At 68.1% G+C, this 25100-nt stretch carries 22 protein-coding genes, 1 pseudogene and 1 riboswitch; of the genes and pseudogenes, 16 read left to right on the forward strand and 7 right to left on the reverse strand.

Annotation, left to right across the window (positions count from 1 at the left end; genetic code table 11):
* Positions 1–4 precede the first annotated feature (4 nt).
* Both AC3WLF_RS00845 and AC3WLF_RS00850 read right to left on the reverse strand, forming a co-directional pair.
* Positions 5–1477, reverse strand: coding sequence for an N-acyl-D-amino-acid deacylase family protein (locus tag AC3WLF_RS00845; RefSeq protein WP_492351892.1), 1473 nt, complete (start codon positions 1475–1477; stop codon positions 5–7).
* A gap of 2 nt (positions 1478–1479) precedes the next feature.
* Positions 1480–2385, reverse strand: coding sequence for a MurR/RpiR family transcriptional regulator (locus AC3WLF_RS00850; protein WP_492318458.1), 906 nt, complete (start codon positions 2383–2385; stop codon positions 1480–1482).
* Positions 2386–2609: 224 nt separating this feature from the next.
* Here AC3WLF_RS00850 and AC3WLF_RS00855 point away from each other — a divergent pair, with 224 nt between their 5' ends.
* The 3 genes from AC3WLF_RS00855 to AC3WLF_RS00865 all read left to right on the forward strand — a co-directional run bounded on the left by AC3WLF_RS00855 (position 2610) and on the right by AC3WLF_RS00865 (position 5537).
* Positions 2610–3878 carry an amino acid deaminase gene (locus tag AC3WLF_RS00855; protein WP_492318457.1) on the forward strand — a complete coding sequence of 423 codons (1269 nt, stop codon included), beginning with the start codon at positions 2610–2612 and terminating at the stop codon, positions 3876–3878.
* 13 nt (positions 3879–3891) lie between these two features.
* Positions 3892–4827, forward strand: coding sequence for a sugar kinase (locus tag AC3WLF_RS00860; RefSeq protein ID WP_492318456.1), 936 nt, complete (start codon positions 3892–3894; stop codon positions 4825–4827).
* Between the two features lie 65 nt (positions 4828–4892).
* The gene (locus tag AC3WLF_RS00865; RefSeq protein WP_492318455.1) at positions 4893–5537 is read left to right on the forward strand and encodes a bifunctional 4-hydroxy-2-oxoglutarate aldolase/2-dehydro-3-deoxy-phosphogluconate aldolase; all 645 of its coding nucleotides are present in this window, start codon (positions 4893–4895) and stop codon (positions 5535–5537) included.
* 94 nt (positions 5538–5631) lie between these two features.
* Here the strand turns inward: AC3WLF_RS00865 and AC3WLF_RS00870 are convergent, their stop codons facing one another.
* Both AC3WLF_RS00870 and AC3WLF_RS00875 read right to left on the reverse strand, forming a co-directional pair.
* Positions 5632–5763 (reverse strand): entericidin A/B family lipoprotein, encoded by a 132-nt coding sequence (locus tag AC3WLF_RS00870; protein WP_010814145.1) that lies wholly within the window; start codon positions 5761–5763, stop codon positions 5632–5634.
* A 145-nt stretch (positions 5764–5908) separates the two neighbouring features.
* Positions 5909–6699: pseudogene (locus AC3WLF_RS00875) on the reverse strand (EAL domain-containing protein).
* On the opposite strand from AC3WLF_RS00875, the gene AC3WLF_RS00880 reads away from it, so the two are divergent.
* The gene (locus AC3WLF_RS00880) at positions 6580–7281 is read left to right on the forward strand and encodes a hypothetical protein (protein WP_492357812.1); all 702 of its coding nucleotides are present in this window, start codon (positions 6580–6582) and stop codon (positions 7279–7281) included. The pseudogene AC3WLF_RS00875 and the gene AC3WLF_RS00880 overlap by 120 nt on opposite strands.
* A gap of 259 nt (positions 7282–7540) precedes the next feature.
* Here AC3WLF_RS00880 and AC3WLF_RS00885 read toward each other — a convergent pair whose 3' ends face one another.
* The gene (locus AC3WLF_RS00885; RefSeq protein ID WP_492317172.1) at positions 7541–8854 is read right to left on the reverse strand and encodes a hemolysin family protein; all 1314 of its coding nucleotides are present in this window, start codon (positions 8852–8854) and stop codon (positions 7541–7543) included.
* Positions 8855–9106: 252 nt separating this feature from the next.
* On the opposite strand from AC3WLF_RS00885, the gene AC3WLF_RS00890 reads away from it, so the two are divergent.
* The 5 genes from AC3WLF_RS00890 (at position 9107) to AC3WLF_RS00910 (ending at position 14389) form a co-directional block, all read left to right on the forward strand.
* Complete coding sequence (locus AC3WLF_RS00890) at positions 9107–10051, forward strand: YncE family protein (RefSeq protein WP_492317171.1); 945 nt, start codon at positions 9107–9109, stop codon at positions 10049–10051.
* A gap of 76 nt (positions 10052–10127) precedes the next feature.
* Positions 10128–11465: an MFS transporter gene (locus AC3WLF_RS00895; protein ID WP_492317170.1), complete on the forward strand. Its 1338-nt coding sequence runs from the start codon at positions 10128–10130 to the stop codon at positions 11463–11465.
* Positions 11462–12412 carry an amidohydrolase family protein gene (locus AC3WLF_RS00900; protein WP_492317169.1) on the forward strand — a complete coding sequence of 317 codons (951 nt, stop codon included), beginning with the start codon at positions 11462–11464 and terminating at the stop codon, positions 12410–12412. The genes AC3WLF_RS00895 and AC3WLF_RS00900 overlap by 4 nt, the downstream gene beginning before the upstream one ends.
* Positions 12413–12469: 57 nt before the next feature.
* Positions 12470–13459: a LysR family transcriptional regulator gene (locus AC3WLF_RS00905; protein WP_492356277.1), complete on the forward strand. Its 990-nt coding sequence runs from the start codon at positions 12470–12472 to the stop codon at positions 13457–13459.
* A 36-nt stretch (positions 13460–13495) separates the two neighbouring features.
* The gene (locus AC3WLF_RS00910; protein ID WP_492357663.1) at positions 13496–14389 is read left to right on the forward strand and encodes a helix-turn-helix domain-containing protein; all 894 of its coding nucleotides are present in this window, start codon (positions 13496–13498) and stop codon (positions 14387–14389) included.
* Here the strand turns inward: AC3WLF_RS00910 and AC3WLF_RS00915 are convergent.
* Positions 14364–14903, reverse strand: a complete 540-nt coding sequence (locus AC3WLF_RS00915) for an acyloxyacyl hydrolase (RefSeq protein ID WP_035816823.1) — start codon at positions 14901–14903, stop codon at positions 14364–14366. The genes AC3WLF_RS00910 and AC3WLF_RS00915 overlap by 26 nt on opposite strands.
* A 345-nt stretch (positions 14904–15248) precedes the next feature.
* Positions 15249–15407: riboswitch (FMN riboswitch) on the forward strand.
* Between the two features lie 164 nt (positions 15408–15571).
* On the opposite strand from AC3WLF_RS00915, the gene ribB reads away from it, so the two are divergent.
* The 4 genes from ribB to AC3WLF_RS00935 all read left to right on the forward strand — a co-directional run bounded on the left by ribB (position 15572) and on the right by AC3WLF_RS00935 (position 19459).
* Positions 15572–16255: a 3,4-dihydroxy-2-butanone-4-phosphate synthase gene (gene ribB, locus AC3WLF_RS00920; protein ID WP_492356278.1), complete on the forward strand. Its 684-nt coding sequence runs from the start codon at positions 15572–15574 to the stop codon at positions 16253–16255.
* A 104-nt stretch (positions 16256–16359) separates the two neighbouring features.
* Complete coding sequence (locus AC3WLF_RS00925; RefSeq protein WP_492317165.1) at positions 16360–16947, forward strand: surface-adhesin E family protein; 588 nt, start codon at positions 16360–16362, stop codon at positions 16945–16947.
* Positions 16948–17122: 175 nt separating this feature from the next.
* Entirely contained in the window at positions 17123–17356 is a 234-nt protein-coding gene (locus AC3WLF_RS00930) for a hypothetical protein (protein ID WP_010814156.1), read from the forward strand.
* A 360-nt stretch (positions 17357–17716) separates the two neighbouring features.
* Complete coding sequence (locus AC3WLF_RS00935; protein WP_492357664.1) at positions 17717–19459, forward strand: mechanosensitive ion channel family protein; 1743 nt, start codon at positions 17717–17719, stop codon at positions 19457–19459.
* 29 nt (positions 19460–19488) lie between these two features.
* Here the strand turns inward: AC3WLF_RS00935 and AC3WLF_RS00940 are convergent, their stop codons facing one another.
* A complete protein-coding gene (locus AC3WLF_RS00940) occupies positions 19489–19920 on the reverse strand; it encodes an RT0821/Lpp0805 family surface protein (protein ID WP_492317163.1) in 432 nt (143 codons plus the stop codon).
* Positions 19921–20123: 203 nt separating this feature from the next.
* On the opposite strand from AC3WLF_RS00940, the gene AC3WLF_RS00945 reads away from it, so the two are divergent.
* The 3 genes from AC3WLF_RS00945 (at position 20124) to mdoH (ending at position 25046) form a co-directional block, all read left to right on the forward strand.
* Positions 20124–20495 (forward strand): hypothetical protein, encoded by a 372-nt coding sequence (locus tag AC3WLF_RS00945; protein WP_010814159.1) that lies wholly within the window; start codon positions 20124–20126, stop codon positions 20493–20495.
* A gap of 367 nt (positions 20496–20862) precedes the next feature.
* The gene (locus tag AC3WLF_RS00950) at positions 20863–22461 is read left to right on the forward strand and encodes a glucan biosynthesis protein G (RefSeq protein WP_492351899.1); all 1599 of its coding nucleotides are present in this window, start codon (positions 20863–20865) and stop codon (positions 22459–22461) included.
* Complete coding sequence (gene mdoH, locus AC3WLF_RS00955) at positions 22434–25046, forward strand: glucans biosynthesis glucosyltransferase MdoH (protein WP_492357665.1); 2613 nt, start codon at positions 22434–22436, stop codon at positions 25044–25046. The genes AC3WLF_RS00950 and mdoH overlap by 28 nt, the downstream gene beginning before the upstream one ends.
* Positions 25047–25100 lie beyond the last annotated feature (54 nt).

Below are 25100 nucleotides of genomic sequence, written 5' to 3' on the forward strand. Positions count from 1 at the left end.
CCGGTCAGGCGGCGCCGAACTCAGGCCGCGAGCCTCGCGGCAGGAACCGGCCGGCGCGCACGCCGGTGGTCTGGCGCTGCTGCCATGACAGCTCGCCGTTGACCCAGACCGCGGCAATGCCCTCGGCCGGTTGCATTGGATCGGTAAAGCTGGCCGCATCGCGGATGGTGGTGGCGTCGAACAGCACCAGGTCGGCCCAGTAGCCTTCGCGCACGAAGCCGCGCTCCTGCAGGCCGAAGCGCTCGGCGGACATGCCGGTCATCTTGTTGACGGCCACCGTCAGCGGGAACAGCTCGCGGTCGCGGGCGTAGTGGCCCAGCACGCGCGGGAAGGCGCCCCACAGGCGTGGATGCGGCAGCGGGTCGTTGGGCAGCCCGTCCGAGCCGACCACCGTGGCCGGATGGCTCAGGATGCGGTCGACGTCGGCGTCTTCCATGCAGTGGTAGACCGCGCCCGCGGGCATCAGCCGGCGCGCGGCTTCGTGCAGGTCGACCTGCCATTCGGCGGCGATATCGGCCAGCAGGCGGCCGCTCATTTCGGGCGCGCCTTCGGACCAGGTCACCATGATGTCGAAGTCGCTGGTGACCTGCTTCAGGTCCAGCGTGGAGGAGCTGGCGGTGTAGGGGTAACAATCGCAGCCCACCGGCTGCCAGCGCTGCGCGCCGTCGAGTGCGTCCAGCACCTCGGTGCTGCGGCCCCAGTTGGCCACGCCCGCGCATTTCAGGTGCGAGATCACCACCGGCACGCGCGCATGGCGGCCGATGCGGAAGGCCTCGTCCATGGCGTCGAGGATCTCGGCGAACTCGCTGCGCAGGTGGGTGGCGTAGAGCGCGCCGGCCTTGGCCAGCGGTTCGGCCAGCGCCAGCACCTCATCGGTCGGCGCGCTGAAGGCATTGGCGTAGGCCAGGCCCGTGGACAGGCCCAGCGCGCCGTGCTGCAGCGCTTCTTCCAGCTGTGCGCGCATTGCCGCGATTTCTTCCGGCGTGGCGGCGCGGTCGAAGCGGTCCATATGGTTGCTGCGCAGCGCGGTATGGCCGACCAGCGCGGCAACGTTGACCGCGGGCTGCGCGGCTTCCACCGCATCGACGTAGCTTTTGAAATCCGGGTAGCGGAAGGCGTCGGCATGGCCGAGCAGGTTCATCGGGTCGGGCGGCTCGCCCGCCAGCGTCACCGGCGCGGCGCTGATGCCGCAGTTGCCGACCACCACCGTGGTCACGCCCTGCGACAGCTTGGGCGTCATCTCGGGCTGGCGCACCACGTTGGTGTCGTCGTGCGTATGCACGTCGATAAAGCCCGGTGCAAGGACCAGGCCGTCGCCTTCGACTACATGCGAGGCGGCGTCGGGATCGATCGCGCCGGCTTCATCGAGGCGGGCGATGCGGCCGTCGCGCAGGGCCACGTCGGCCAGGCGCGCGGCGGCGCCGGAGCCGTCGATCAGGGTGACGCAGCGGATCAGGGTATCGAACAGGTGTGGCATGGTCAGTCTCCCAGCGGCTGGCGGCTGTCGGGGCCCCTGGCGGGGCCGCTTTCACCGCGGTGGGTGTCCAGCACGTACTTGAGCCGGCGCAGGCGCTCCTTGCTCTGGTCCGGCTGCAACAGCGCGCATTGTGTGGCCAGCACGTCCAGCACCATCAGCATGGCGTAGCGCGATGCCGACGGCTTGAAAATGAAATCCGTCTCCAGCGTGCGCACCGGCAGCAGCACGTCGGCACGCGCGGCCAGCGGCGAGCCCAGCGCGGTCACGGCCACCAGGCGGGCACCGTACTCGCGCGCGATATCGCAGCTGGCCAGCATCTCCGGCACGCGGCCGCTGGCCGAGAAGGCCAGCACCACGTCGTCGCGGCCCAGCGTGGCCGCCACCATCTTCTGCAGCAGGGCGTCCTGGTAGCTCGCCACCGGCTGGCCCAGGCGCGCCAGGCGATGGCGCGCCTCGTCGGCCATGAACGACGAGCCGCCGCCCATGCCAAAAGCGTAGACCATGCGTGCGCCAAGCAACAGGCGCGCGGCCTGTTCGATGCGCTGCGCATCCATCATGCCGCGGTTGACTTCGAGCGCGGTGAGGATGTCGGCGTGGATGCTGTCAGCGAGCGTGGCCGGGGTGGCTTCACCGGCGGGAACGCTGCCGGGCTGCAGGAAGCGCGCACCCACCGCGGTGGCCTGCGCCAGGCGCAACTTCAGGTCGCGCACGTCGCGGCAGCCGATGGCCTTGGCAAAGCGCGTCACGCTGGCCTCGCTGACGCCGGCCTTGCGCGCCAGCTCATTGATGCTGGCGGCGGCCGCGCCGGCCAGGTCTTCCAGCACCACCTGCGCCACCTTCTGCTCGGCCAGGCGCAGCGCGGGGCCGCGCTCGGCGATGCGGGTCAGGATGTCGAAGGGCGCGGTCATGGGCGGCAGGTCTGGTGTGAAGACGGGTTGGATCGAAATGTGACGGAAGCTGCAGTGTCCGCGGGCAGGGGCTATAACAGTGATTGGCGCACGTGGCGGATGCCAGTCGCGTGGTCCCGGCTAGCCCTTCCGGGCATCTGCGTGTTACTTTATAACAAGGATGAAATATCTTATTTTCAGGGCTATCATTACGTCAATCAGATTTTTTCAGGGTGATGACAAGCATGCATGAAATAAAGTATCAGGCCGGCGTGATCGATCCGCTCAACAAGGCGCTGGGCCGGATGGAAGCCCCGATCGCCCCGGATGCGGCCGGCCAGACCGGCTGGAACCTGTTGCAGGAAGAGTTGAGCCTGCCGGCCGCGGTGCTCTATGAAGACCGGCTTGCGCACAACCTGGAGTGGATGCGCCGCTTCATGAACGAGTACGGCGTGCAGCTTGCGCCGCATGGCAAGACCACCATGGCGCCCAAGCTGTTTGCGCGCCAGCTCGGCGCCGGCGCGTGGGGCATCACGCTGGCCACCGCGCACCAGACCGCTGCCGCGCATGCGCACGGCGTCAAGCGCGTGCTGATGGCCAACCAGCTGGTGGGCCGGCGCAATATGGAAATCATCGCTGACCTGCTGCGCGATCCGGATTTCGAATTCTTCGCGCTGGTGGACTCTGCCGCGCTGGTCGACCAGCTCGGCAAGTTCTTCCAGGAGCGCGGCCAGAAGCTGCAGGTGCTGCTGGAACTGGGCGTGGAAGGCGGGCGCACCGGCGTACGCGACGATGCGCAGCAGCAGGCCGTGCTGGACGCGCTGGCGCGCTGGCCGCAGGCGCTGTCGCTGGCCGGCGTCGAGATCTATGAAGGCGTGCTCAAGGAAGAAGCCGATATCCGCAAGTTCCTGCAGCGCACCGTGGCGGTGACGCGGCAACTGGCACAGGAAGGCCGCTTCGGCCGCAGCCCGGTGGTGATGTCGGGCGCGGGCTCGGCCTGGTACGACGTGGTGGCCGAGGAATTCGCGCGCACCGAGATCGGCGCGCCGATCGACATCGTGCTGCGCCCGGGCTGCTACCTGACGCATGACGTAGGCATCTACCGCGCCGCGCAGCAGCGCATCCTGGCCAGCAACCCGGTCGCGCAGAAGATGCGCGAGGGCCTGCTGCCGGCGCTGCAGCTGTGGGCCTATGTGCAGTCGATCCCCGAACCGGACCGCGTCATCATCGGCATGGGCAAGCGCGATGCGGCCTTCGACGCCGGCATGCCAATCCCGGCGCGGCTGTACCGGCCCGGCACCGAGGCGCCGGTGGACGTGCCCGCGCACTGGGAGGTCACCGGCATGATGGACCAGCACGCCTACCTGCAGGTCAAGCCGGGCGACGACGTTCAGGTCGGCGACATGATCGCTTTCGATATCTCGCACCCGTGCCTGACTTTCGACAAGTGGCGCCATATCCCGGTGCTGGACCGCGACATGCGCGTGATCGACATCGTGCAAACCTTCTTCTGAGGCAGACGGCCCCATGAGCATCGACATCCTGGCCTACGGCGAACCGCTGGTGGAGTTCAACCAGCAGCCCGACGATCCGTCGCGCTACCTGCAAGGCTTTGGCGGCGACACTTCCAACTTCTGCATTGCCGCTGCGCGCCAGGGCGCCAGCACCGGCTATATCTGCGCGGTCGGCGCCGACACCTTCGGCGAGCGCTTGCGCGCGCTGTGGACGCAGGAGCGGGTCGATACCCGCCATGTGCGCGTCGACCCGAGCGCGCCTACCGGGGTCTATTTTGTCTCGCACGACAACCACGGCCACCGCTTCGACTACCTGCGCGAAGGCTCTGCCGCCAGCCGCTACCAGCATGAGCATCTGCCGCTGGGCGCGATCGCCGCGGCGCGCTACCTGCACCTGTCGGGCATCAGCCTGGCCATCAGCACCAGCGCCTGCGATGCCGGGCTGGACGCGATGGAGCATGCGCGCAAGGCCGGCACCAAGGTCACGCTGGACACCAACCTGCGGCTGCGGCTGTGGTCGCTGGCGCGCGCGCGCGGCATCATGCGCGAGGCCCTCATGCTGACCGACGTGTGCCTGCCCAGCTGGGATGACATCACCGTGCTGACCGGGCTGGACGACCGCGACGCCATCGTCGACTACCTGCTGGGCTGCGGCATCGGCCTGGTCGCGCTGAAGCTGGGCGAAGAGGGCTCCTATGTGGCCACGCCAGAGTCGCGCGCGCTGGTGCCGCCTTATCCGGTCGAGCCGGTCGATGCCACCGGCGCGGGCGACTGCTTCGGCGGCAGCTTTGTTGCGCGCCTGGCCGCGGGTGCCGATCCGTTCGAGGCGGCGCGCTATGCCAACGTGGCGGCGGCGCTGTCTACCACCGGTTACGGCGCGGTGGCGCCGATCCCCGACGCCCAGACCGTGCTGGGCCGGCTGGCGCAGTCGGTGTCAGTGATCGCATGATCCCGTTGGCCTGAACTCCTGCTTCCCTGAAACCCTGCTTCTGCACTTCCTATTCCGAGACAGCCATGCAAAACCAGACTTCCCCGCTGCTTCAACGCCTTGCCGACGTGCCGGTGATCCCGGTGCTGGAATTCCACTCGGTCGACGAGGCCCTGCACGTCAGCGAGGCGCTGGTCACCGGCGGCTTGCCGCTGCTTGAGATCACGCTGCGTACGCCGGTGGCACTGGAAGCGATCAAGGCGGTGGCGGCAGCCTTGCCGCAGGCCTGCGTCGGTGCCGGCACGGTGCTGAACGTCGAGCAGCTGCACGCCGTGCGCGATGCGGGCGCACAGTTTGCCGTCTCGCCCGGCCTGACCCCGGCGCTGGCCGAGGGCGCGCACGGCGCCGGCATCTCGCTGCTGCCGGGCGTGGCCACTGCCAGTGAGGCGATGGCGGCGCTGGAAGCCGGCTTCACCTTCCTCAAGTTCTTCCCGGCGCAGGCAGCGGGCGGCGTGCCGATGCTGAAGTCGCTGGGCGGCCCGCTGCCGCAGCTGCGCTTCTGCCCGACCGGCGGCATCGACGCCGCGCTGGCGCCGACCTACCTGGCGCTGCCGAACGTGGTGTGCGTGGGCGGTTCGTGGGTGGTGCCTAAGGACGCGGTCGCCAGCGGCGACTGGGGCCGCATCCGCACGCTGGCCGAGCAGGCCAGGGCATTGCGCAACAAGCGCTGAGCAGCGGCAGCGCAAAGAGAAACGGCACGCCATGCGGCGTGCCGTTTTCATATCGACGCGGTCCGGGCCGCATCAGACTTGGGGGGCTGGCGGCTTACTTGTGACGGTCCGCCGAGCTTTCGAGCTTCTGGCCACCGCGCTGAATGTCCTGGCCGAGCCCCGCCATCGTGTTGCAGCCAGCCAACAGGGTGGCAAACAAAACGCACCAGATCCAACCTTTCTTCACGCCGGGCTCCTTTTGAGGATTTTAAGAATCGAGAGATTCAGGGATTGAGGGATTTGCGCCGATTTTACCGCTGCTGTGAGCGGGTTTGCCATCTGGTATGTGCCAATTTGTAAATCGTGCAACGGCCCGCAACGCCAGCCGGTACTCAGGCGTGGGGCCCCAGCAGCTCCCGGGCGCGCTGCTGGATTGCCGCATGGGTCTGGAGCAGCCAGGTCGCGGGGAATGGCTGCGCCAGCAGGTAGCCCTGCACGCTGTGGCAGCCCCAGGCCCGCACCGCCTCGAGCTGCTGGCGGGTCTCGATCCCTTTGGCACAGACCGACACGCCGGCGCTGCGGGCCAGCCTGCAGGCGGCGCGCAGGCTCTCGGCACGGTTGGCGGATTCGCCGGCCCGGGGTGCATGGCCCAGCCGGCGCGCGTCCAGCGTGACGCTGTCCGGGTGCAGCGCCGTCAGCAAGCGGCGGCAGCCCGGGCTGTCGTCGAAATCGCCGAGTGCCAGTTGCAGCCCGCGCCCGCGCAGCGCGGCAAAGCGGGCAATGATGTCGGGGTCGGCCGGCACGGCGCTGGCCGACACTTCAATGCACAGGCGGTTCGGCGCGATGCCGCCCGCGTCGAGGGCATGGGCCAGCGCCTCCACCATCTGCGGGCGGTGCAGCTGCGCGCTGGAGGCCAGCAGGGTGAATTGCAGCGGGGCCACGTTTTCGGCGGCGCGTACCAGTGGCAGCACGCTTTCCAGCAGCCAGCTGCCAATCCGGCCGACCAGCCCAGCGACTCCACCGCCGGCAAGAAATCCTGCGGCGCCACGCGTCCCAGCGCCGCATGATGCCAGCGCAGCCGCACGGTGTAGCCGCTGACAACGGCGCTGGCGAAGTCGGCGCGCGGCTGCAGCTGCAGGCTCAGCTCGCCGCGCTCCAGTGCGTCGGGCAGGGCAGCCAGCAGGGGCGCGGTCGGCGGTGTGGCGGGCTTGTCGGCGCGTGCCAGGCCGTCGCCCCCCCGTCGGTCGACTTGCAGCATGGCGTCCAGGGCCTGCTGCAGGCTGCGTTCAGCCGGGATATCCGGATGGTCGGTGGCCACGCCGATGCTGCACGAAATAAACAGCTCGAAGCCCTCCAGCGCGAACGGCCGGGACAGCTCGTCGGCCAGCCGGCTGGCCACCGGGCCGGGGTCGGGCACGCCGTCCGGCAGCGCGGTAATGACCACCAGGTCTGCCGGCGCCATCCAGTGCATGATGGCGCCGGGCGGCAGCAGGCAGGCGATGCGTGCCTGCACGATGGCCTGCAGCCTGGCCGCGCGCCGGGGGCCCAGGGTTTCGCAGGCGCTGGCAAACCGGTCCAGGCGGATCGAGAGGATGGTCGCCGGCTGCCCGGTGCCGGAGCGGCGTGCGGCAAGCGCGGACACCAGGGCGGAAGGCTGTATCGCGCCCGCGGCCGCTGGCGCGGCGATGTCATCGGCATCAGGATGCATGGATGGTCTTGCGGACAGCCGGTTGATGGCCTCGCGATGTCCGCGTCTCCCCGGTAGCGGATTTGGTCGTTCGGCTGGCCGCTGGGGCGGCCGCCGGCGCTTGTCGTCAGGCCTTGGTGATCCAGCCTGCCACGGCCGCATGCGGGCCGCACAGGCCGATCATAAGCGAAGGGGAGGGGGCGGAACATTGCAAATTGCGCCAAGGTGACTTGGTCGCAACCTGCAACTTGATATGGATCAATATGGCCGTCATCGGCTGTGATCCAGGATTGACGCCACTGCCGGAATCAGGGCATCGGCGGATGGGCTGGCCTGATCAGCCGGTGGTCTCTTCCTCAGGTCCTTCCTGCGGGGGCAGGCGCGAGGCCAGCACCTTGTCGATGCGTTTGCCGTCCATGTCGACGATCTCGAAGCGCCAGTCGCCCCATTGCACGCTGTCGGCGATCTGCGGCAGGCGGCCCAGCAGCAGGAGCAGCATGCCGGACAGGGTGTGGTAGCGCTCTTTTTCTTCCTCCGGCACCTGGCGCAGGCCGATGCGGTCCTTCAGTTCCGGGATCGGGATCAGGCCGTCGAGCAGCCACGAGCCGTCGTCGCGCTGCACTGCCCATTCCTCGCCGGCGGCGTCGGCCTTGAATTCGCCGGTGATGGCCTCGATCAGGTCCTGCAGCGTGACCAGGCCCAGCACTTCGCCGTACTCGTCGATGACAAAGGCCATCTGGCCGCCGGAGCCGCGGAAATTCTCCAGCAGTTCCATGCCGGTCACGCTCTCGGGCACGAACACCGCGGGCTGCGCCGCGGCCTTCAGGTCGGCTTCTTCGCCGCGCAGCCGGCGCGCCAGCAACTGGCGCGCGCTGACCACGCCGATGATGTCGTGCATGCCGCCGCGCACGACCGGAAAGCGCGAGTGGTCGGATTCCTCGATGCGGTGCAGGTTTTCATCGAGCGTCTCTTCCACGTCCAGGTACACGACATCGCCGCGCGGCACCATCAGCGATGCCAGTTGGCGGTCGTCCAGCCGGAACACGTTGCGCACCATGGTGTGCTCGTGCTGTTCGATCACGCCGGCTTCGGAACCCTCGACCAGCAGCGCGTGGATTTCTTCCTCGGTCACACCCGGGCCGCGGTCGACTTTGGTGCCGAGCAGCCGCAGCACCAGCCGCGTTGAGCTGGACAGCAGCTTGACGAACGGGGTGGAGGCCACGGCCAGCCAGCCGATCGGGCGCGCCACCAGCCGCGCGATGGCTTCGGGGGCCATCTGGCCCAGGCGCTTGGGCACCAGTTCGCCCAGCACGATGGAAAAGTAGGTCAGGCCGGCCACCACGATGGCGGTCGCCACATAGCCGGAGGTGTTCGGCGACAAGCCGAAGCCTTGCAGCCAGAGGCCCAGCGGCTGCGCCAGCGTGGATTCGCCGACCACGCCATTGAGCACGCCGATCGACGTGATGCCGATCTGCACCGTGGACAGGAAGCGCGTAGGATCCTCGCCCAGCTGGACCGCGGCAATCGCGCCGCGGTCACCGTTCTCGATCTGGCGCTGCAGACGTGCCTTGCGGGCCGTGACCAACGCGATCTCGGACATCGCGAACAGGCCGTTGAGCAGAATCAGCGCCAGCAGTATGGCAATTTCCATCAGGGTGCGCGCCCTATGCGTGTGAGTTGAAAGCACCAAGCATACCATCCGCGCATGACGGCTCGGCGGTTCCCCGGTGCAGGTGATGGTGGCGCCTTCGCCTGGCGTGGCGATAACTAATGGAGATAGCTCGATACCTAATATTCAATAGATAGTTATCGTTGGCTGCGCCAGACTTCCGTCCATGGCAGCACCTGTGCCGCCTTCCGAACAGCCTGGAGCCTACAGGCGTGCGAATCACAAGGAGACAGAATGGACAGCCAATGGACGGCCGTGCTGGTGGAGAAATTCGGCCATAGCTTCAGCGCTTACGAACTGGATGGCGGCGAGCGCTGCTTCAGTGTGCAGTTGCCTGACTATCCGCATGAATTCGTGGTGGACCGCGAGCGCCTGTGCGGCTACGTCGGCCACTATGGCGTGCAGACCTTCGCGCACGCCGGCGACGGCGGCGCCGCGGTGATCGCGGTCGACCTGATGCGCGGCGTTGTCAGGGCTCAGCTCGATTGCTCGCCCTATCACCGTATCCATGGCCTGCAGATCGACCGGCAAGGACGCGTCTACGCGCTGAGCGAGCGCGACAATATGCTGCTGGTGTTCGAAGCGCCGCTGGAGCGCCCAGTCCCGGACCGCGCCGTGCCCGCGGGCGGGGTCAAGAGCCATCTGTTCGTACTGTCGGCCGATGGTGAGCGTGCCTACGTGACCAACCTGCTGTCGCATACCGTGACGCTGGTCCACCCCTACGATGCCACCCGCACTCCGCGCGCGGCGTACGCCGGCAGGCGCCCCGAGGGCTGCTGCCTGAGCCGCGACGAAGCGGCGCTCTACGTCGCCAGCCGCGACGATCACAGTCTGACCCGGCTGGACGCGTGCACGATGGAAGCGGTGCGCACGGTGCCGACCGGCGAGGATCCCACCCGCATCTACTGGTCGCCGGACGACCGCCTGTTCGTGCTCAACTACGGCGAGCGCAGCATCCGCATTTTCGACCCCGACACGCTCGCCGAAACCGGCCGGGTCGACACCGGCGCCAAGCCGATCGCGCTCGCCTTCCATCCGGCTGACCCGAGCCGCGCCTATATCGCGCTCAACGACCACACCGTCGGCCAGCTTGACCTGCCTGGCCTGACCCTGCGCCATGCCTTCACCACCGGCAAGGAACCGGACGGTCTTGCCATCCTGGCCTTGCCGCCGCGGTAGTCAGCGGGCGTTCAAGGCCGCGAAGGCAGCGCAGATGCCAGCGGCCTATACCCGGAAATCCATACGGAGACAGAGTATGAAAGGCTTGGACCAAGCCGGCGCCGGCACGTCCGTCGCCATCGACGCGACACCTCTCACCGTTGCCACCGGCATCCCCGCCCAGCGCTGGTGGCGCATCATCCCGCCGATCCTGATGGTCTGCATCGTCTCGTACATGGATCGCGTCAATATCGCCTTCGCCATGCCGGGCGGGATGGGCGACGCGCTTGGTATCGGCGCCAGCATGGCCGGCCTGGCCGGCGGCATTTTCTTTGTCGGCTATCTGTTCCTGCAGATTCCCGGCGGCAAGCTGGCCGTGCGCGGCAGCGGGCGCAACTTCATCGCCTGGTCGATGCTGGCCTGGGCCGTCATTTCCGTGCTGACCGGCCTGGTGCGCAACGAGACCGAACTGCTGGTTCTGCGCTTTGCGCTGGGGGTGGCCGAGGGCGGCATGCTGCCGGTGGTGCTGACCATGGTCGGCAACTGGTTCCCCGACCACGAACGCGGGCGCGCCAACGCCCTGGTGATCCTGTTCGTGCCGATCGCCGGCATCATCACCGCGCCGCTGTCGGGGCTGGTGATCGCGGCGCTCGACTGGCGCTGGCTGTTTATCGTGGAAGGCCTGATTTCGCTGGCCTGCCTCGGCGTGTGGTGGAAACTGGCCAGTGACCGGCCCGAGCAGGCGCGCTGGATTTCGGCCGAAGAGAAGGCTTATCTGCTGGCCCGCCTGCGCGAGGAAGAGCAGCAGGCAGCCGCCGCTGGCGCGAACGTGGTGCAGGGCGCGGGCGGCACGCGGGCGGTGTTGGCGCGCATCCTGTCGCAGGACGTGATCTGGCGTCTGATCGCCGTCAATTTTCTCTACCAGATGGGGATCTACGGCTACACGCTGTGGCTGCCCACCATCCTCAAGGGCCTGACCGGAGGTGGCATGGGGCAGGTCGGCATGCTGGCCGTGCTGCCCTACCTGGGCACCATGGCCGGCATCCTCGCGATCTCCTCGCTGTCCGACCGCACCGGCCGGCGCAAGGTCTTCGTGGTCTGGCCGCTGCTGGGTTTCGCCGCCTGCCTGGCCGGTTCGGTCTGGTGGCACGACAATACCTGGCTGTCCTATGGCCTGCTGGTCGGCAGTGGCTTCTTCCTCCAGTCCGCCGCGGGGGTGTTCTGGACCTTGCCACCGCGGCTGCTGGCCGCCGAGCACGCGGGCGTGGCGCGCGGCGTGATCAATGCGCTCGGCAACCTGGGCGGATTCTGCGGCCCCTATGCCGCGGGCGTGCTGATCGAGCGCGTCAGCGCGGGTGCCGGTGTCTACCTGCTGGTCGCCGCGCTGGTGCTGGCCGGCGCCCTGGCCGCCACGCTGCCGAGGCGGTGCCGATGAGCAGGGTAACAACTGCCGCGCTGCCCGCAGGCCTGGCCATCGTCGACGCCCACCACCACCTGTGGCAACTCGGGCGCGGCCGCTATCCCTGGCTGCAGGACGAATACCGGCCGCAGAGCTTCTTTCTCGGCGATTACCAGGCCCTGCGCAGCGATTACCTTGAGGCGCAGTACGCGCATGACACTAGCGCCGTCACAGTGCTGGCCACTGTGCACGTAGAGGCCGAACGCGACCGCCGCGAAGCCGTCGACGAGACCGCGTGGCTGCACGGCCAGGCCTGGCGCCCCGGCATGGCTGCCGCGGTGGTGGCCTACGCGCCGTTCGGCACTCCAGGATGCGCGGAGCTGCTGGCGCGCCAGGCCGGTTTCGCGCGGGTCAGGGGGATCCGGTGCAAACCGCTGACGGCGTCGGCGCCGGGCGAGTCGGTGGCAGGGCGGCCCGGGTCGATGCAGGACCAGGCCTGGCTGGATGACCTGGCGCGGCTGGAACGCCATGGCTTGTCGTGGGATCTGCGGGTACCGTTCTGGCATTTGCGCGAGGCGGCGCGGGTGGCGGCCGCCTTGCCGGGTGTGCCGATCGCGCTCAATCACGCGGGCCTGCCGCTGGACCGCTCGGAGGAGGGCCTGGCCAGTTGGCGCGCCGGCATGGAGGCGTTGGCTGCCTGCGCCAATGTGTCGGTCAAGCTGTCGGAGTTCGGGCTGGCCGGCGGGCGCTGGGATGCGCAGGGCAACCGCCGCATCGTGCGCGAGGTGCTGGCGATATTCGGGCATGAGCGGGCGATGTTCGGCAGCAACCTGCCGGTGTCGGGCCTGAGCGCGGACTTGGGCACGATCCTCGGCACCGTGTGCGAGGCGCTGCCGGACACCGCGGCCAGGCAGCGCGTGCTGGCTGGCAATGCGGTCAGGTTCTATCGGATCAATGTTCCAAGGCCGTCCGAGCTGGCCTAGAACCAGCGGCAAGCACAAGCATGCTATAAGTCCAATCTTCGCCGCAGCCCGGCCACCATGCCAGACCTCCCAGCCACCCTCTCCAGTGCCGCCACCCTGCGCAAACGCCTGCATATGCGGCATCTGCGCCTGGCCCTGGCCCTTGCCGAGCACCGCTCGCTGCGGCGCGCCGCGGCACAGATGGCGCTGTCCCAGCCAGCCGTCACCAAGGCATTGCACGAGCTCGAGAGCGTGGTCGGCACGTTGCTGTTCACGCGGCATGCGCGCGGCATCGAGCCGACGGTGTTCGGCGAGGCGCTGATCCGCTATGCGCGCGTGGTGCTGGCCGACCTGGATGCCCTGCACGATGAATTTGCCGCCATCGCCGCGGGCGAGGTGGGCAAGGTGCGGCTCGGCTCGATCCTGGCCCCGGTGCCTTCCGTTCTGTCGGCCGTCATCAACGCGCTCAAGGCGCGCTATCCGCGTTTGCATATCGTGATGCAGGTCGATACCAGCGACGTGCTGGTACAGGCGCTGCGGCAGGATGCGCTGGACGTGGTGATCGGACGCATTCCCGAAGGCACGGTGGCCGACGATCTCGACTTCGAGCCACTGTTCGAAGAGTCGCTGGCCATCGTGGCGCGCGCCGGCCATCCGCAGGCAGGCAAGCGCGGCGTCAAGCTGGCTTCCCTGGCCGGCTATCCCTGGATCATCCCGCCAGCGGCGGTGCCGATGTGGCAGATCATCGACCAGACCTTCCGCGACAACCGCGTGGCGCTGCCGGAAGACATCATCGAGACCTCGTCGATCATGGGCACGCTGCCGCTGCTGGCGGACAGCGACCGCATTGCCGTCGTGCCGGGCGCGATCGCGGAGTACTTCGTCGCCCTGGGTGCGCTGGCAGTCCTGCCGGTGGCGATGCGCGGGCGGCTGGTCCCCTATGGGATTTTGCTGCGCCGGCGGCGGGCCGCGACGCCGGCCATGCGCCTGCTGATCGACGCGGTGCGCGCGGCGGGGCCCGGCGCTCCGCAGGCGATGACTGAATCGGAGCCATTACCTGCAAGGTAATGGTCATACGCCGCGGTGCATGCTGTAATGCATGCCATGGACACGCTGACCCCAGCCTCGGAGGCTACCCTCGACTTCCCCGGCCTGCTGCGCTACTGGCGCAGCAGGCGCGGCTACAGTCAGCTGGCGCTGTCGCTGGCCGCCGGGGTGTCGCAGCGCCACATCTCCTTCCTGGAATCCGGCCGCGCCCGCCCCAGCCGTGAAATGGTGCTGGCGCTGGCCGAGCGCCTGGGCGTGCCGCTGCGCCAGCGCAACCGGCTGCTGCTGGCCGGCGGCTTTGCCCCGGCCTACAGCGAACACGCGCTGGCTTCGCCGCCGCTGCAGATGGTGCAGCAGGCGATCGCGCTGATCCTGGCCAAGCAGGAGCCGTACCCCGCCGTGGTGCTGGACCGTTTCTGGAACCTGGTGGATGCCAACCCGGCCTACCGGCGCATGCTCGAGACCCTGCTGGGCGGGCGCGCGCCGCCATCGCTCACGGAAGGCAGCCACAGGATCAACCTGATGCTGACCGTGTTTGATCCGGAGGGCCTGTGGCCGGTAATCGAAAACGCGCGCCAGGTCGGGCGCTACCTGTTGCGGCGCGTGTGGCAGGAGCTGCAGGTACAGGCCCACGACCAGACCGCGCGCGAGATCTTCGGGCGCATCGCCGCCTGGCATCCTGACATGGTCGGGCCGGGCGGCGCGCTGCTTCCCGAGGACGACGGCACCGATGGCCCGCCGGCGCCATTGCTGCCGGTGGTGCTGCATGCGGGCGCGTTCCGCGCGTCGCTGTTCTCGACCCTGACCACGCTCGGCATTCCACAGGACATCACGCTGCAGGAGTTGCGCATCGAGTGCTTCTTCCCGGCTGACGACGCCACCCGCACCCTGTTTGAAGCGCAGGCCGGGGCTGCAGCGGCCGCCGTCAGAAGCGGTAGCGCAGGTAAATGACGTGGAAGGTGGTGCCGGGATTGGGGTCCTTGATGCCGCCATTGGACAGGTGCTGGAAGCGGTAGCCCGCGGTAAAGCGCCGGTCCTTGCCCACCGTCAAGCCGATCCCGGCGTACTCCGAGAACTGGAAGGCGGTGGAAATGTCGTGGTTGGCCGAAGTGTGCGTGCTGGTCAGCAGGCGCGGCCCGACCGACAGCTCGAGGAAGGGCACCCAGGTGTGGCGCCACCATGCGATCCGCACCACCGGCGAGGCACCAAACTCCCATAGGTCGTTGGGTTGGTTGTCGCTGCTGCTGCGCCAGCGCGCAACGTTGACCTCCCATTGCAGGTCGACCTGCCAGCCTTGCGGATTGCCCCACGCAAAGCCCGAATCCCACAACATGGCGACCTCCGCCTTCTGCACGTCGTGGCCATCGTCGAAGCCGTAGCCAAGCTGCACGGCAGGCGCGGCGCGTGCCGTCGCTGCCAGGCACAAGGGCAGGGCAAGCAGGCCCGCGGCGACGGTGCGGCGCACCCGCTGTTGCCACGCATGCCGGCAGGGCGGGGGTGGATGGAACGAGGAACAACTCACACGGCGGTCTTGTCTGGCTTCTTGTTCGTGTCGGCGCATGGGAAGCACGGATGAAGAGGTGCTGCGTTGTTGTCCGGCAAGGCATGAGCCGGCCGCCACGGCGGGCGCCCGCTTGCACATGCGCTGCCTCCCTGCCTTATTTGTAGTACACGAGAGGCCACGTTGCGATGGTCGGATTTGTTCAAGCGTGGTCGAGCGCCCGTCCGGCGCTCTGCGTTGGGACAAAGAAAAAAAGTAATCGTGCTAACATTCGCGGGCCGGCGCCGGCTACAAGGCCGCGCCGGTTCGTTACGTCTTCAGGGCGGGGTGAAAGTCCCCACCGGCGGTATGCCGCGGCGCGCAGTGCGTGTCCGGCGAGCCCGCGAGCGCTCGCATTCCCGTGCGAGGTCAGCAGACCTGGTGAGAGGCCAGGGCCGACGGTCATAGTCCGGATGAAAGAAGATGGGCGGAGCTTGCCCGCGCGGCCCGGCGCCTTGCCTGGCCTTGCGGTTCGCTGTTGCCTTGCGCCGAGCGCGGCTGCTCGTGCGTGCGCTTCAGGCGCGGCGTGCGGCGCTGCAACTCCGTTGATCCTTCCCCTGGAACGCCCATTGATGCTGAACAAGGAGCGTTTCATGCCTAGCCTTTCCACCGAAGCTGTTGCACCCGAGGTGTCCGCGGATCTTGCCGCCGGTGCCGACCCACGTTCCCTGGCCGCGCGCATCGCGCAGGCGCTGGACGCCATGCGCGAAGGCCGTCCGGTCGTGCTGCTCGACGATGACGACCGCGAGAACGAGGCCGACCTGATCCTGGCCGCCGAACGCCTGACCAACGCCAGCATGGCGATGATGATCCGCGAATGCAGCGGCATCGTTTGCCTGTGCCTGACCGGAGACAAGGTGCGCAGCCTCGGCCTGCGGCCGATGGTCGAGCACAACCGCAGCCAGTACGGCACCGCCTTCACGGTATCGATCGAGGCCCGCGAAGGTGTCAGCACGGGTGTCAGCGCCGCCGATCGCATCACCACCATCCGCGCCGCCATTGCCGGGGATGCAGGCACAGATGCGGTGGTCAGCCCGGGCCATGTGTTTCCGCTGGTGGCGCGCGACGGCGGCGTGCTGGTGCGCCGCGGCCATACCGAGGGCTCGGTCGACCTGGCCCGCATGGCAGGCCTGTCGCCGGCCGCGGTGTTGTGCGAGCTGATGAACCCGGATGGCACCATGGCACGCCGGCCGGAGGCGCTGGCCTTTGCCGAGATGTATCAGTTGCCGGTGCTGACCATCGAGGACCTGGTGGCCTGGCGGCGCCTGCACGACTGAAAAGTCGCCGCCTGCACGCATCTTCGGCATGCAAACGCGCCGGGATGCGTGCTTCGTGTGCGACAATGCGGATCGCTTTTTCCCGTCTATATGAGGGCAATTCCATGATGTTCCGCATTTTTAGGCACGCAGCTACGTTTGCTGGCTGCCTGCTCGGACTGGCCGCGCCGCTGGCGCATGCCGAAGGCAGCGCCGCGCCGGCACCGTCCCCCGTTCCCTCCAGCACCACCCGCCCGGCTGCCGCCGCTGGCCTGTACGAGTGCCAGGCCGCCGGCACCGGCACGGTATTCCGGTCCACGCCCAGGGAAGGCTGCCGGCTGGTCGCGGCACCCGATCCCGCCGCCCCCGATCCGCAACGATGGCTTCCCCTGATGGGTGCCAACGGCGTGATTTCCTATTTCGACCAGTCCGCGGTGCGCCGCCAGGGCACCGAAGTCGGCGTGGTGGTGATGCGCAATTCGCCGTCGGGCGTGATCCGCACTGCCAGCGGCGAGCCGATCCGCTCGTCGCTCAAGCGCATGGTGCTGAACTGCGCCACGTCCATGTTCGCCGTGGTCGAGCAGACGCTCTACAGCAAGCGCTTTGCGCGCGGCGACTCGCTCTATACAATCCGCGCGCCGCAGTACGGCACCTTCCAGGTCGCCGGCCCCGGCACGATTGCCGGAGAGTTGCTGCGCAAGCTGTGCCGGTAAGCCTGGCGGCGAGCGGCGCCCCACGGCTGCCGGTCCAGCTCCCTATCAGGGTTTGTCCCGGTCAACGGCGCGCAAACCTTCCTCGTTGATGCTGGTGACAGGGCGCGAGCCAAAAGCGCCCGTCATGGCAGGCATCCCTGCCATACCTACCCGCAGGGCAAACGAGGAGACGGAAATGAAGAAATGGATCGTCATGCTGTCGATGGCAATGTTCGGTGCGGGCGCGATGGCGCAGACGCCGGCTACTCCGGCGACGCCTGCCACCCCGGCCACGCCGGCGGCAGCGTCGACTGACAAGGCCGCGCCGGCCAAGGCAGACAGCAGCAAGGCCAAGGCCAAGAAGACCAGCAGCAAGAAGAAGAGCCACGCGCCTGCGGCCAAGGATCCGACGAAGAACAAAGGCGCCTGAGCGCGCTGATGATGGCGGCGGGCGCACGGCTCCCCGGCGAGCGGGGACGCAGGCTGCGCCCGTGACTGCCATGCCGCCACGCAGATAATGGCCGGCCGCGCCTGCATGGCGCGGACCCGCCGTGCGCAGGACAGCCCCGCGGCACGCGTTGCGTGTCTTCCGGGGGGATAGGGCAGGGCATGTCCGGGCGGATCGCAACCAGGAGGCTTCGGCCTCCTTTTTTTTCGTCCGCTGCCGCAGGCGGCTGCCGCCGCGCCGGCTTTGCGCCTGCGCCGCCGCACGCTATGCTTGCGGGCATTGTGCCGGGCAGGGCGTGGAGCCCTCGCGCCGGCGCAGGCCAACTCGGACGGGAGCGGTCTTATGGCAACGCTAGCGGTGTGGCGGCGGTGGCGGCGATTGACGGCATTCTGGATGGCGGGACTGGGCTGGGTGATAGGCGCGCTGTGGATGCAAGCCAGCCTGGCTGCGCCGGCGTCCGAGCCCGCGGCCGTGCCGGCTCCGATTGCCGTGCGCAGCGGCGCTGCGGTCGAGCTGCGCCTGATGGACCGGCCCATCACCACCATGCGCGCCGAGATCGCGGGAGCCACCCCGGCCATGCGCGTCTCGCGCGCGCAGCTGGTATTCGACGACCTGACGGAAAGCGAACTGGCACTGCCGCTCGGGCAGGTCAGCGGCACGTTCGGCGATGCGCCGATGGTCGCCTTCCGGCTGGGCGACCGGCTCTTGTTCGCGCTGACCTCGCAAGACCTCTCCCCGGAGGATCACCTTACGCTTGAGGCTGCCGCAACGCGCACCGCGGCGGGCCTGCGCCAGGCCATTGCCGCGCGGCGCGCGCACCTGCACTGGCCCAACCTGCTGCGCGGCGCCGCGCTGAGCCTGCTTGGCCTGACCGTGCTGGCCGCGCTGACATGGGGCGTGGCGCGAGCCGGCGTGGCCCTGCGCGCTCGCCTGCACGTGGCATTGGAGCGCCACCTGGCGCAGCGTGTCGGCGGCCAGTTCGACTGGACCGGCGCGCTCTACCAGCTGGTGGCGCGCATCGTGCAGATCCTGGCGATCGGGCTGGTGCTGGTGCTGGCCTTTGCCTGGCTGGAGTTTGCGCTCGAGCAGTTTCCGCTGACCCAGCCCATGGGCGACCGTATGGGCGCCTTTGTCGTCGGCTTGCTGTCACAGATCGCGCTGTCGATGGTGTCGTCGGTGCCGGGCCTGGTCACGGTGGCGGTGATCGTGCTGATTACCCGCGCAGTGCAGCGGCTGGTGTCGAATATCTTCAAGGCGGTGCAGAAGGGCCAGATCACGGTGCCCGGCATGCATCCGGAAACCGCAGGCGCCACGCGGCGGCTGGCGGCGGTGGTGATCTGGGCGCTGGGCTTCACCTTTGCCTACCCCTATATCCCGGGCTCGGACAGCGATGTCTTCAAGGGGCTGTCAGTGCTGCTCGGCTTCATGGTCACACTCGGATCGGCCAATGTGGTCAACCAGCTGATGAGCGGCATGGTGGTGGTGTATTCGCGCGCGCTGCGGCGCGGCGACATGGTGTGCATCGGCGATACGGTGGGCACCGTGGCCTCGCTGGACGCGCTCTCGGTGAAGGTGATCAACCTGCGCAATGAAGAGGTGACGCTGCCCAATGCGGTGGTGGTCGGCAGTGCCATCCATAACTACACCCGGCACGGCAGCGTGCGTGATCCCCGCGCGCAGGAAGGCTGGCAGGCTGCGCTGATCTCGACTTCGGTCACGATCGGCTACGACACGCCCTGGCGGCAGGTCCATGCGATGCTGCTGGCAGCCGCGGCGGAGGCGGCGCATATTGCGCCGTCGCCGACGTCATTCGTGCTGCAGCGGGGGCTGTCCGACTTCTACGTCGAGTACGAGTTGTTCTGCGCGCTGGACCATCCGCGCAATCGCTTCTACGCGCTGTCGGCCCTGCACGCGGCGATCCAGGACCAGTTCAACACCCACGGGGTGCAGATCATGTCGCCGCATTTCATGGCGCAGCCGGACAAGACCGTCTACGTGCCCGGGACCAGGTGGTACGAGGAACCCGGGTCGCCGCAGGTCGATCCGGCGGCGCGACCGCATCGCGCGCCGTCGCGCGCGGCATGAGCGCCGGCGGCGCAAGCGCTCGGCGCCGCTTAGTCAGCCACGTGGCGCGACTTCCATTGCCCGTTGGGCTGCTTGCAGAACCAGCCGCTCCAGTGCTCTTCAGCGCTGCCGCGCTTGAGGTCGGACTTCAGGCGCCGGCAGGGCTGGCCCTTGTCGGTCTTGCTTTCGATCGGCGTGATGGTGCCGTCGATCTGCTGGCGCCGCCCCGCCGCGGGGAACGTCCATTCAACGGCCTTGCCGTCGGCCGTATCGTTCAGTGCGGTGCGTACTGACTTGGCCAGCGACGCGCCTTCCTTGTCATTGAGCGTGCCGATGATGGTGCCGCTCAGGTAATTGTCGAAGTACGCCTGCGCCGGCGCCGCAGCGGCAAACAGCAGGGCGGCACCAAGCGCGCCACTGACGGCGGCGCGCAGGGCAGGGCGGACAGGGCTGACGGTGGGGTCGGATGGCCGAGGCAGCATGTCGATTCCTTGTGGCTTCGTGGTGGCGTTTGGGTGGCATTGTAAGCGCAATGCAGCGCCGCAGCAGCGCTGCGGTGCGGTTGACACGTGCCAGCCGCTGACCTAGCGTTGATTGTTGCCCCCCGCGCTTCGCGTCGGCCGGCAGCGGCGCCTGCCGTGCGCTTTGCAAGGCAAGCGCCTTTCCCCCTGCGAGAGGAGATCCCATGAAGCTGAGCTATCTGACCATCGGCCTGGCCCTGGCCTGCGCATTCGGCACGCTGCACGCCCAGACCACGGGCAAGGCCGACAAATTCAATCCTTACACCGACGGCGCCAAGCAAGACAAGTTCAGTACCTACTCCGATGGCGCCAAGCAGGACAAATTCAGCCCGTACTCGGATGGCGCAAAAAGCGACAACGTGACTTCGCTGAACCCGGGTGCCCGCCCTGACCAGATGGAGCCGATCCAGGGCGGCGCGCAGAAGTCGTTCGACTCATATAGCCAAGGCGGAATGAAGAGCGGGAAGTTCGATCCGTATTCCGAAGGCGCCAAGAGCGGCAAGTTTGATCCGTACAGCGAAGGCGCTAAAAAGTAACACCGTATTAAAAAGGCCGGCTGCCGGCCGGCCCCGATCCGCACCAGATTCTCGCAGCCGGCAGGCATTGGCCTCGCCGGGGCTTGCGGCCGTGTGACCCCGACGCCCGCAAAGCCTTGTCCGGAGCGGCTTTCGGGTAACCTGGCCAACATTTTGTTTCAAACCTTGCGTGATCGAAACGTGACTTTTACGTCTCGAATTGTTATGGTTTATTGCGCATCGCAACAAACCGGACACAGTGCCCCGCGGGCCGTCTGCCTCGTGTCCGGGCCTCGCCACTCGGCGCCGGGCCCGTCTCTTGCTGTGTCGTCCTTCGTTCCGACCGCCGATGCCGGTCACCCCGATTCAACCGCTTACCCTGGCATACATGTCACAGATCGCCACGCCACGCCTGTCCATTACCCATACCTTGCCCGCCGCCGGGCCGGGAGCCCGCCGCCGCGCGGCGCGGGCGGGTGTGCGGATCGCAGCCTGGCTTGGTGGCGGCGCGCTGGCGCTGTGTGCCATGGCAGCCCATGCGTTCGATTTTGACACGGTGGCGGCGCGCGCGCGCCAGCTGGCAGCCTCGCCCTACAAGGCGCCGCCGCAGAACCTGCCGCGCGAGCTGCGCGAGCTGTCGTACGAGCGCTACCGCGAGATCGAATACAAGCCGGAACGCTTTGCCTGGCGCGGCACGCGCGCGCCGTTCGAGCTGTCGTTCTTCCACGAGGGCATGGTGTTCGACCAGCCCGTGCGCATCCATGAGGTGGTGGGCAACAGCGTGCGTGAATTCCGCTTCGACCCGTCCGCGTTCAACTACGGCCCGCACAAGGTCGATGCCGGCAAGCTCAAGGGCCTGGGCTTCGCGGGCTTCCGCATCCTGTATCCGCTGAACCAGGGCAAGCGCAAGGATGAACTGGCGTCGTTCCTGGGCGCGAGCTATTTCCGCGCGCTGGGCAAGGACCAGTGGTACGGCTTGTCGGCACGCGGCCTGGCGGTGGACACCGCGCTCAATTCGGGCGAGGAGTTCCCGCGCTTCGTTGAATACTGGATCGAGCGTCCCGGCCCCAATGCCAAGGAGATCACGATCTACGCGCTGATGGATTCGCGCCGCATGAGCGGCGCGTACCGTTTCACCATCAAGCCCGGCGCCGAGACCGCGATGGAGGTCAAGTCGCGCCTCTATTTGCGCGAGAACGTGACCAAGCTGGGCCTGGCGCCGCTGACCAGCATGTTCCTGTTCGGCGAGAACCAGCCGTCGCCCGCACAGGATTTCCGTCCCGAGGTGCATGACTCTGACGGCCTGTCGATCCACCTGGGCACCGGCGAATGGGTCTGGCGCCCGCTGGTCAATCCCAAGCGCTTGCTGGTCACCTCGTTCGCGGCGACCAATCCGCAGGGCTTCGGGCTGATGCAGCGCGACCGCACCTTCAACAGCTACCAGGAGATCGGCTCGTGGTATGAGCGCCGGCCCAGTGGCTGGGTGCAGCCGCGCGGCAACTGGGGTTCGGGCCGGGTAGAGCTGGTGCTGATCCCGACGCCGGACGAGACCAACGACAACATCGTCGCGTACTGGGTGCCGGACAACCCCCCCAAGCCGAAGCAACCCTTCGACTATGAGTACCGGCTGCTGTGGCAGAAGGACGGCGAACAACAGCCGCCGCTGTCGTGGGTGACCCAGACCCGGTTGGGGCAGGGCCAGACCCGCAACAAGGAAGACACAAGCTTTTCGCTGGTGGTGGACTTCGAAGGCCCTGCCTTCCGCAAGCTGCCGGCGGACGTGCGCATCGACCCGGTGGTTTCGGCCGATGCCAACGGTGAGCTGCTGAAAACGTCGGTGCAGCGCAATGAGGCGACCGGCGGCTGGCGCATGACCATGGTGATGCGCCGCAAGGACGAAACCAAGCCGGTAGAGTTGCGCGGCTATCTTCGCAACGGCAATACAACCCTATCCGAGACGTGGAGCTACATCTTACCCCCAGGCTAAAGCAGCGACCGGCCCAGGCGGCGGCATGCGAGCGCTATGTCGACCGCCTGCCGGTATCGCCTGAAGTACGCAGCGAGCTGCTGGCGGACGGCGCTGCCGCGACACCGGTCGCACCGGTCACGCCCGTGGCATCGGTTGCCCCCGTGATCGCCGTGAGCGCCGACGGCCGCGATGCGCAGGACGCGATCACGCGCCTGCAGTCGCGCCTGGCGGCCAAGGACACGCCGCCCGCGCAAGGCAGCAGTGCCTACGCCTCCGTCGGCCGGCGTTTTACGATCGCATACGGCAATCCCCAGGTGGATGGCGCGCCGCTGCTGCAGCGGCGCGAAGACGGCACCGTGAAGGTCGACACCGGCCCCGAGCCCGAACGCAACTCGATGGTGCCGCGCCAGTGGCCGCCGCATATCGTCACCGGCTGGCTGCGCAATACCTGGCGCCGCATGCTGGGCCGCCCGCCCGTGCCCGAGACCTGGGACACGCTGCACGACGGTCCCGATGCCGAAGGCAAATGGCATCCGGCCGGCTCGCACCGCCGCTGGTTCCTGCTGGGCCTGGTGGTGATCCAGACCGTGCTGGCCACCTACTTCATGAGCAACGTGCTGCCGTACCACGGCACCGATCCGCTCGAGATCGCCATCCTGGTGCTGTTCGCCGTCCTGTTCTCATGGGTGTCGGCCGGCTTCTGGACGGCAATGATGGGCTTCCTGGTGCTGGCCAAGGGCGGCGACCGCCACCTGATCTCGCGCTCGGCCGCGCCCGACGGGCCGATAGCGCCCGAGGCGCGCACCGCGATCATCATGCCGATCTGCAATGAGGACGTGACGCGCGTGTTCGCGGGGTTGCGCGCCACCTATGAATCGCTGGCGCGCACCAGCCACCTGTCCAACTTCGATTTCATCGTGCTGTCGGACAGCGGCAACCCGGACCTGCGCACCGCCGAGCATGACGCATGGATGGAGCTGTGCCGCGCCGTCGGCGGCTTCGGCCGCATCTTCTACCGCTGGCGCCGCCACCGCGTGAAGCGCAAGACCGGCAACGTGGCCGACTTCTGCCGCCGCTGGGGCAGCAAGTACCGCTACATGGTGGTGCTCGATGCCGACAGCGTGATGAGCGGCGACTGCCTGGCCACGCTGGTGCGGCTGATGGAAGCCAACCCCGGGGCGGGCATCATCCAGTCCGCACCCCTGGCAGTGGGCCGCGAGACCCTCTACGCGCGAGTGCAGCAGTTCGCAACGCGCGTGTACGGGCCGCTGTTCACGGCTGGCCTGCACTACTGGCAGCTGGGTGAGTCGCACTACTGGGGCCATAACGCCATCATCCGCGTGCATCCGTTCATCGAGCACTGCGCGCTGGCGCCGCTGCCCGGCCGCGGCCCGCTGTCGGGCGAGATCCTGTCGCACGACTTTGTCGAGGCCGCGCTGATGCGCCGTGCCGGCTGGGGCGTGTGGATTGCCTACGACCTGGAAGGCTCGTACGAAGAACTGCCGCCGAACCTGCTGGACGAGGTCAAGCGCGACCGCCGCTGGTGCCAGGGCAACCTGATGAACTTCAGGCTGTGGCTCAAGCAGGGCTTCCACGTGGTGCACCGCGCGGTGTTCCTGACCGGCATCATGGCCTACCTGTCGGCGCCGCTGTGGCTGCTGTTCCTGCTGCTGTCCACGGCCATGCTCGCCAAGCACGCGCTGGTGCCGCCGGAGTACTTCACGCAGCAATACCAGCTGTTCCCGACCTGGCCCGAATGGCATCCGGAAAAGGCGCTGGCCTTGTTCTCCGCCACGGCCACGCTGCTGTTCCTGCCCAAGCTGGCCAGCGTGGTGCTGCTGCTGAAGCAGGCGCGCCGTTATGGCGGGGCGGTGCAGCTGGTTGCCAGCATGCTGATCGAGGTGATGCTGTCCGCGCTGCTGGCGCCCACGCGCATGCTGTTTCACACCAAGTTCGTGATCGCCGCGTACAGCGGCTGGGGCATCTCGTGGAAGTCGCCCCCGCGCGAAGACGCCGAGACCAGCTGGGGCGAAGCATTCCGTCGCCACGGCTGGCACACCGCCCTGGGCCTGGCTTGGGGTGGCCTGGTGTACTGGCTGAACCCGTCCTACGTGCTGTGGCTGCTGCCGATCGTGGGTTCGCTGGCGCTGTCGATCCCGTTGTCGGTGATGCTGTCGCGGGTGTCGTTCGGTCGCGCCTCGCGCAATGCGGGCCTCTTCATGATCCCCGAGGAGACGCAGATACCGCGCGAGATCGTCGAGACGCAGCAGCATGTCGAAGCCGCGGCCGAAACGCCTGACTTTGTCGACGCCGTGGTGGATCCGGTTACCAATGCGCTGATGTGCGCGACCGCCACGCCGCGCGTGGTGCAGCCGGAATCGGCACGCAAGCGCCATGAGGCCCTGGTCGAGCATGCGCTCACGCATGGCCCGCGCGCGCTGACCCCCGCGCAGAAGCATGTGCTGCTGGGCAATCCGTTTGCACTGGCACGCCTGCATGAACTGGTGTGGGGCTCGCCGCTGGCCGATGCCGGCTGGAAGGACACGCGCATCCTGGTGCGGCGCGCGGCCAACGTGCTGCCGCTGCGCCCGCGCGCTGCCTGAGCGGTACTGACCCAAACGAGAACGGCCCGCATTTGCGGGCTGTCTTTCTTTTGC

The organism is Cupriavidus sp. FW306-01-F10A, from assembly GCF_058782785.1.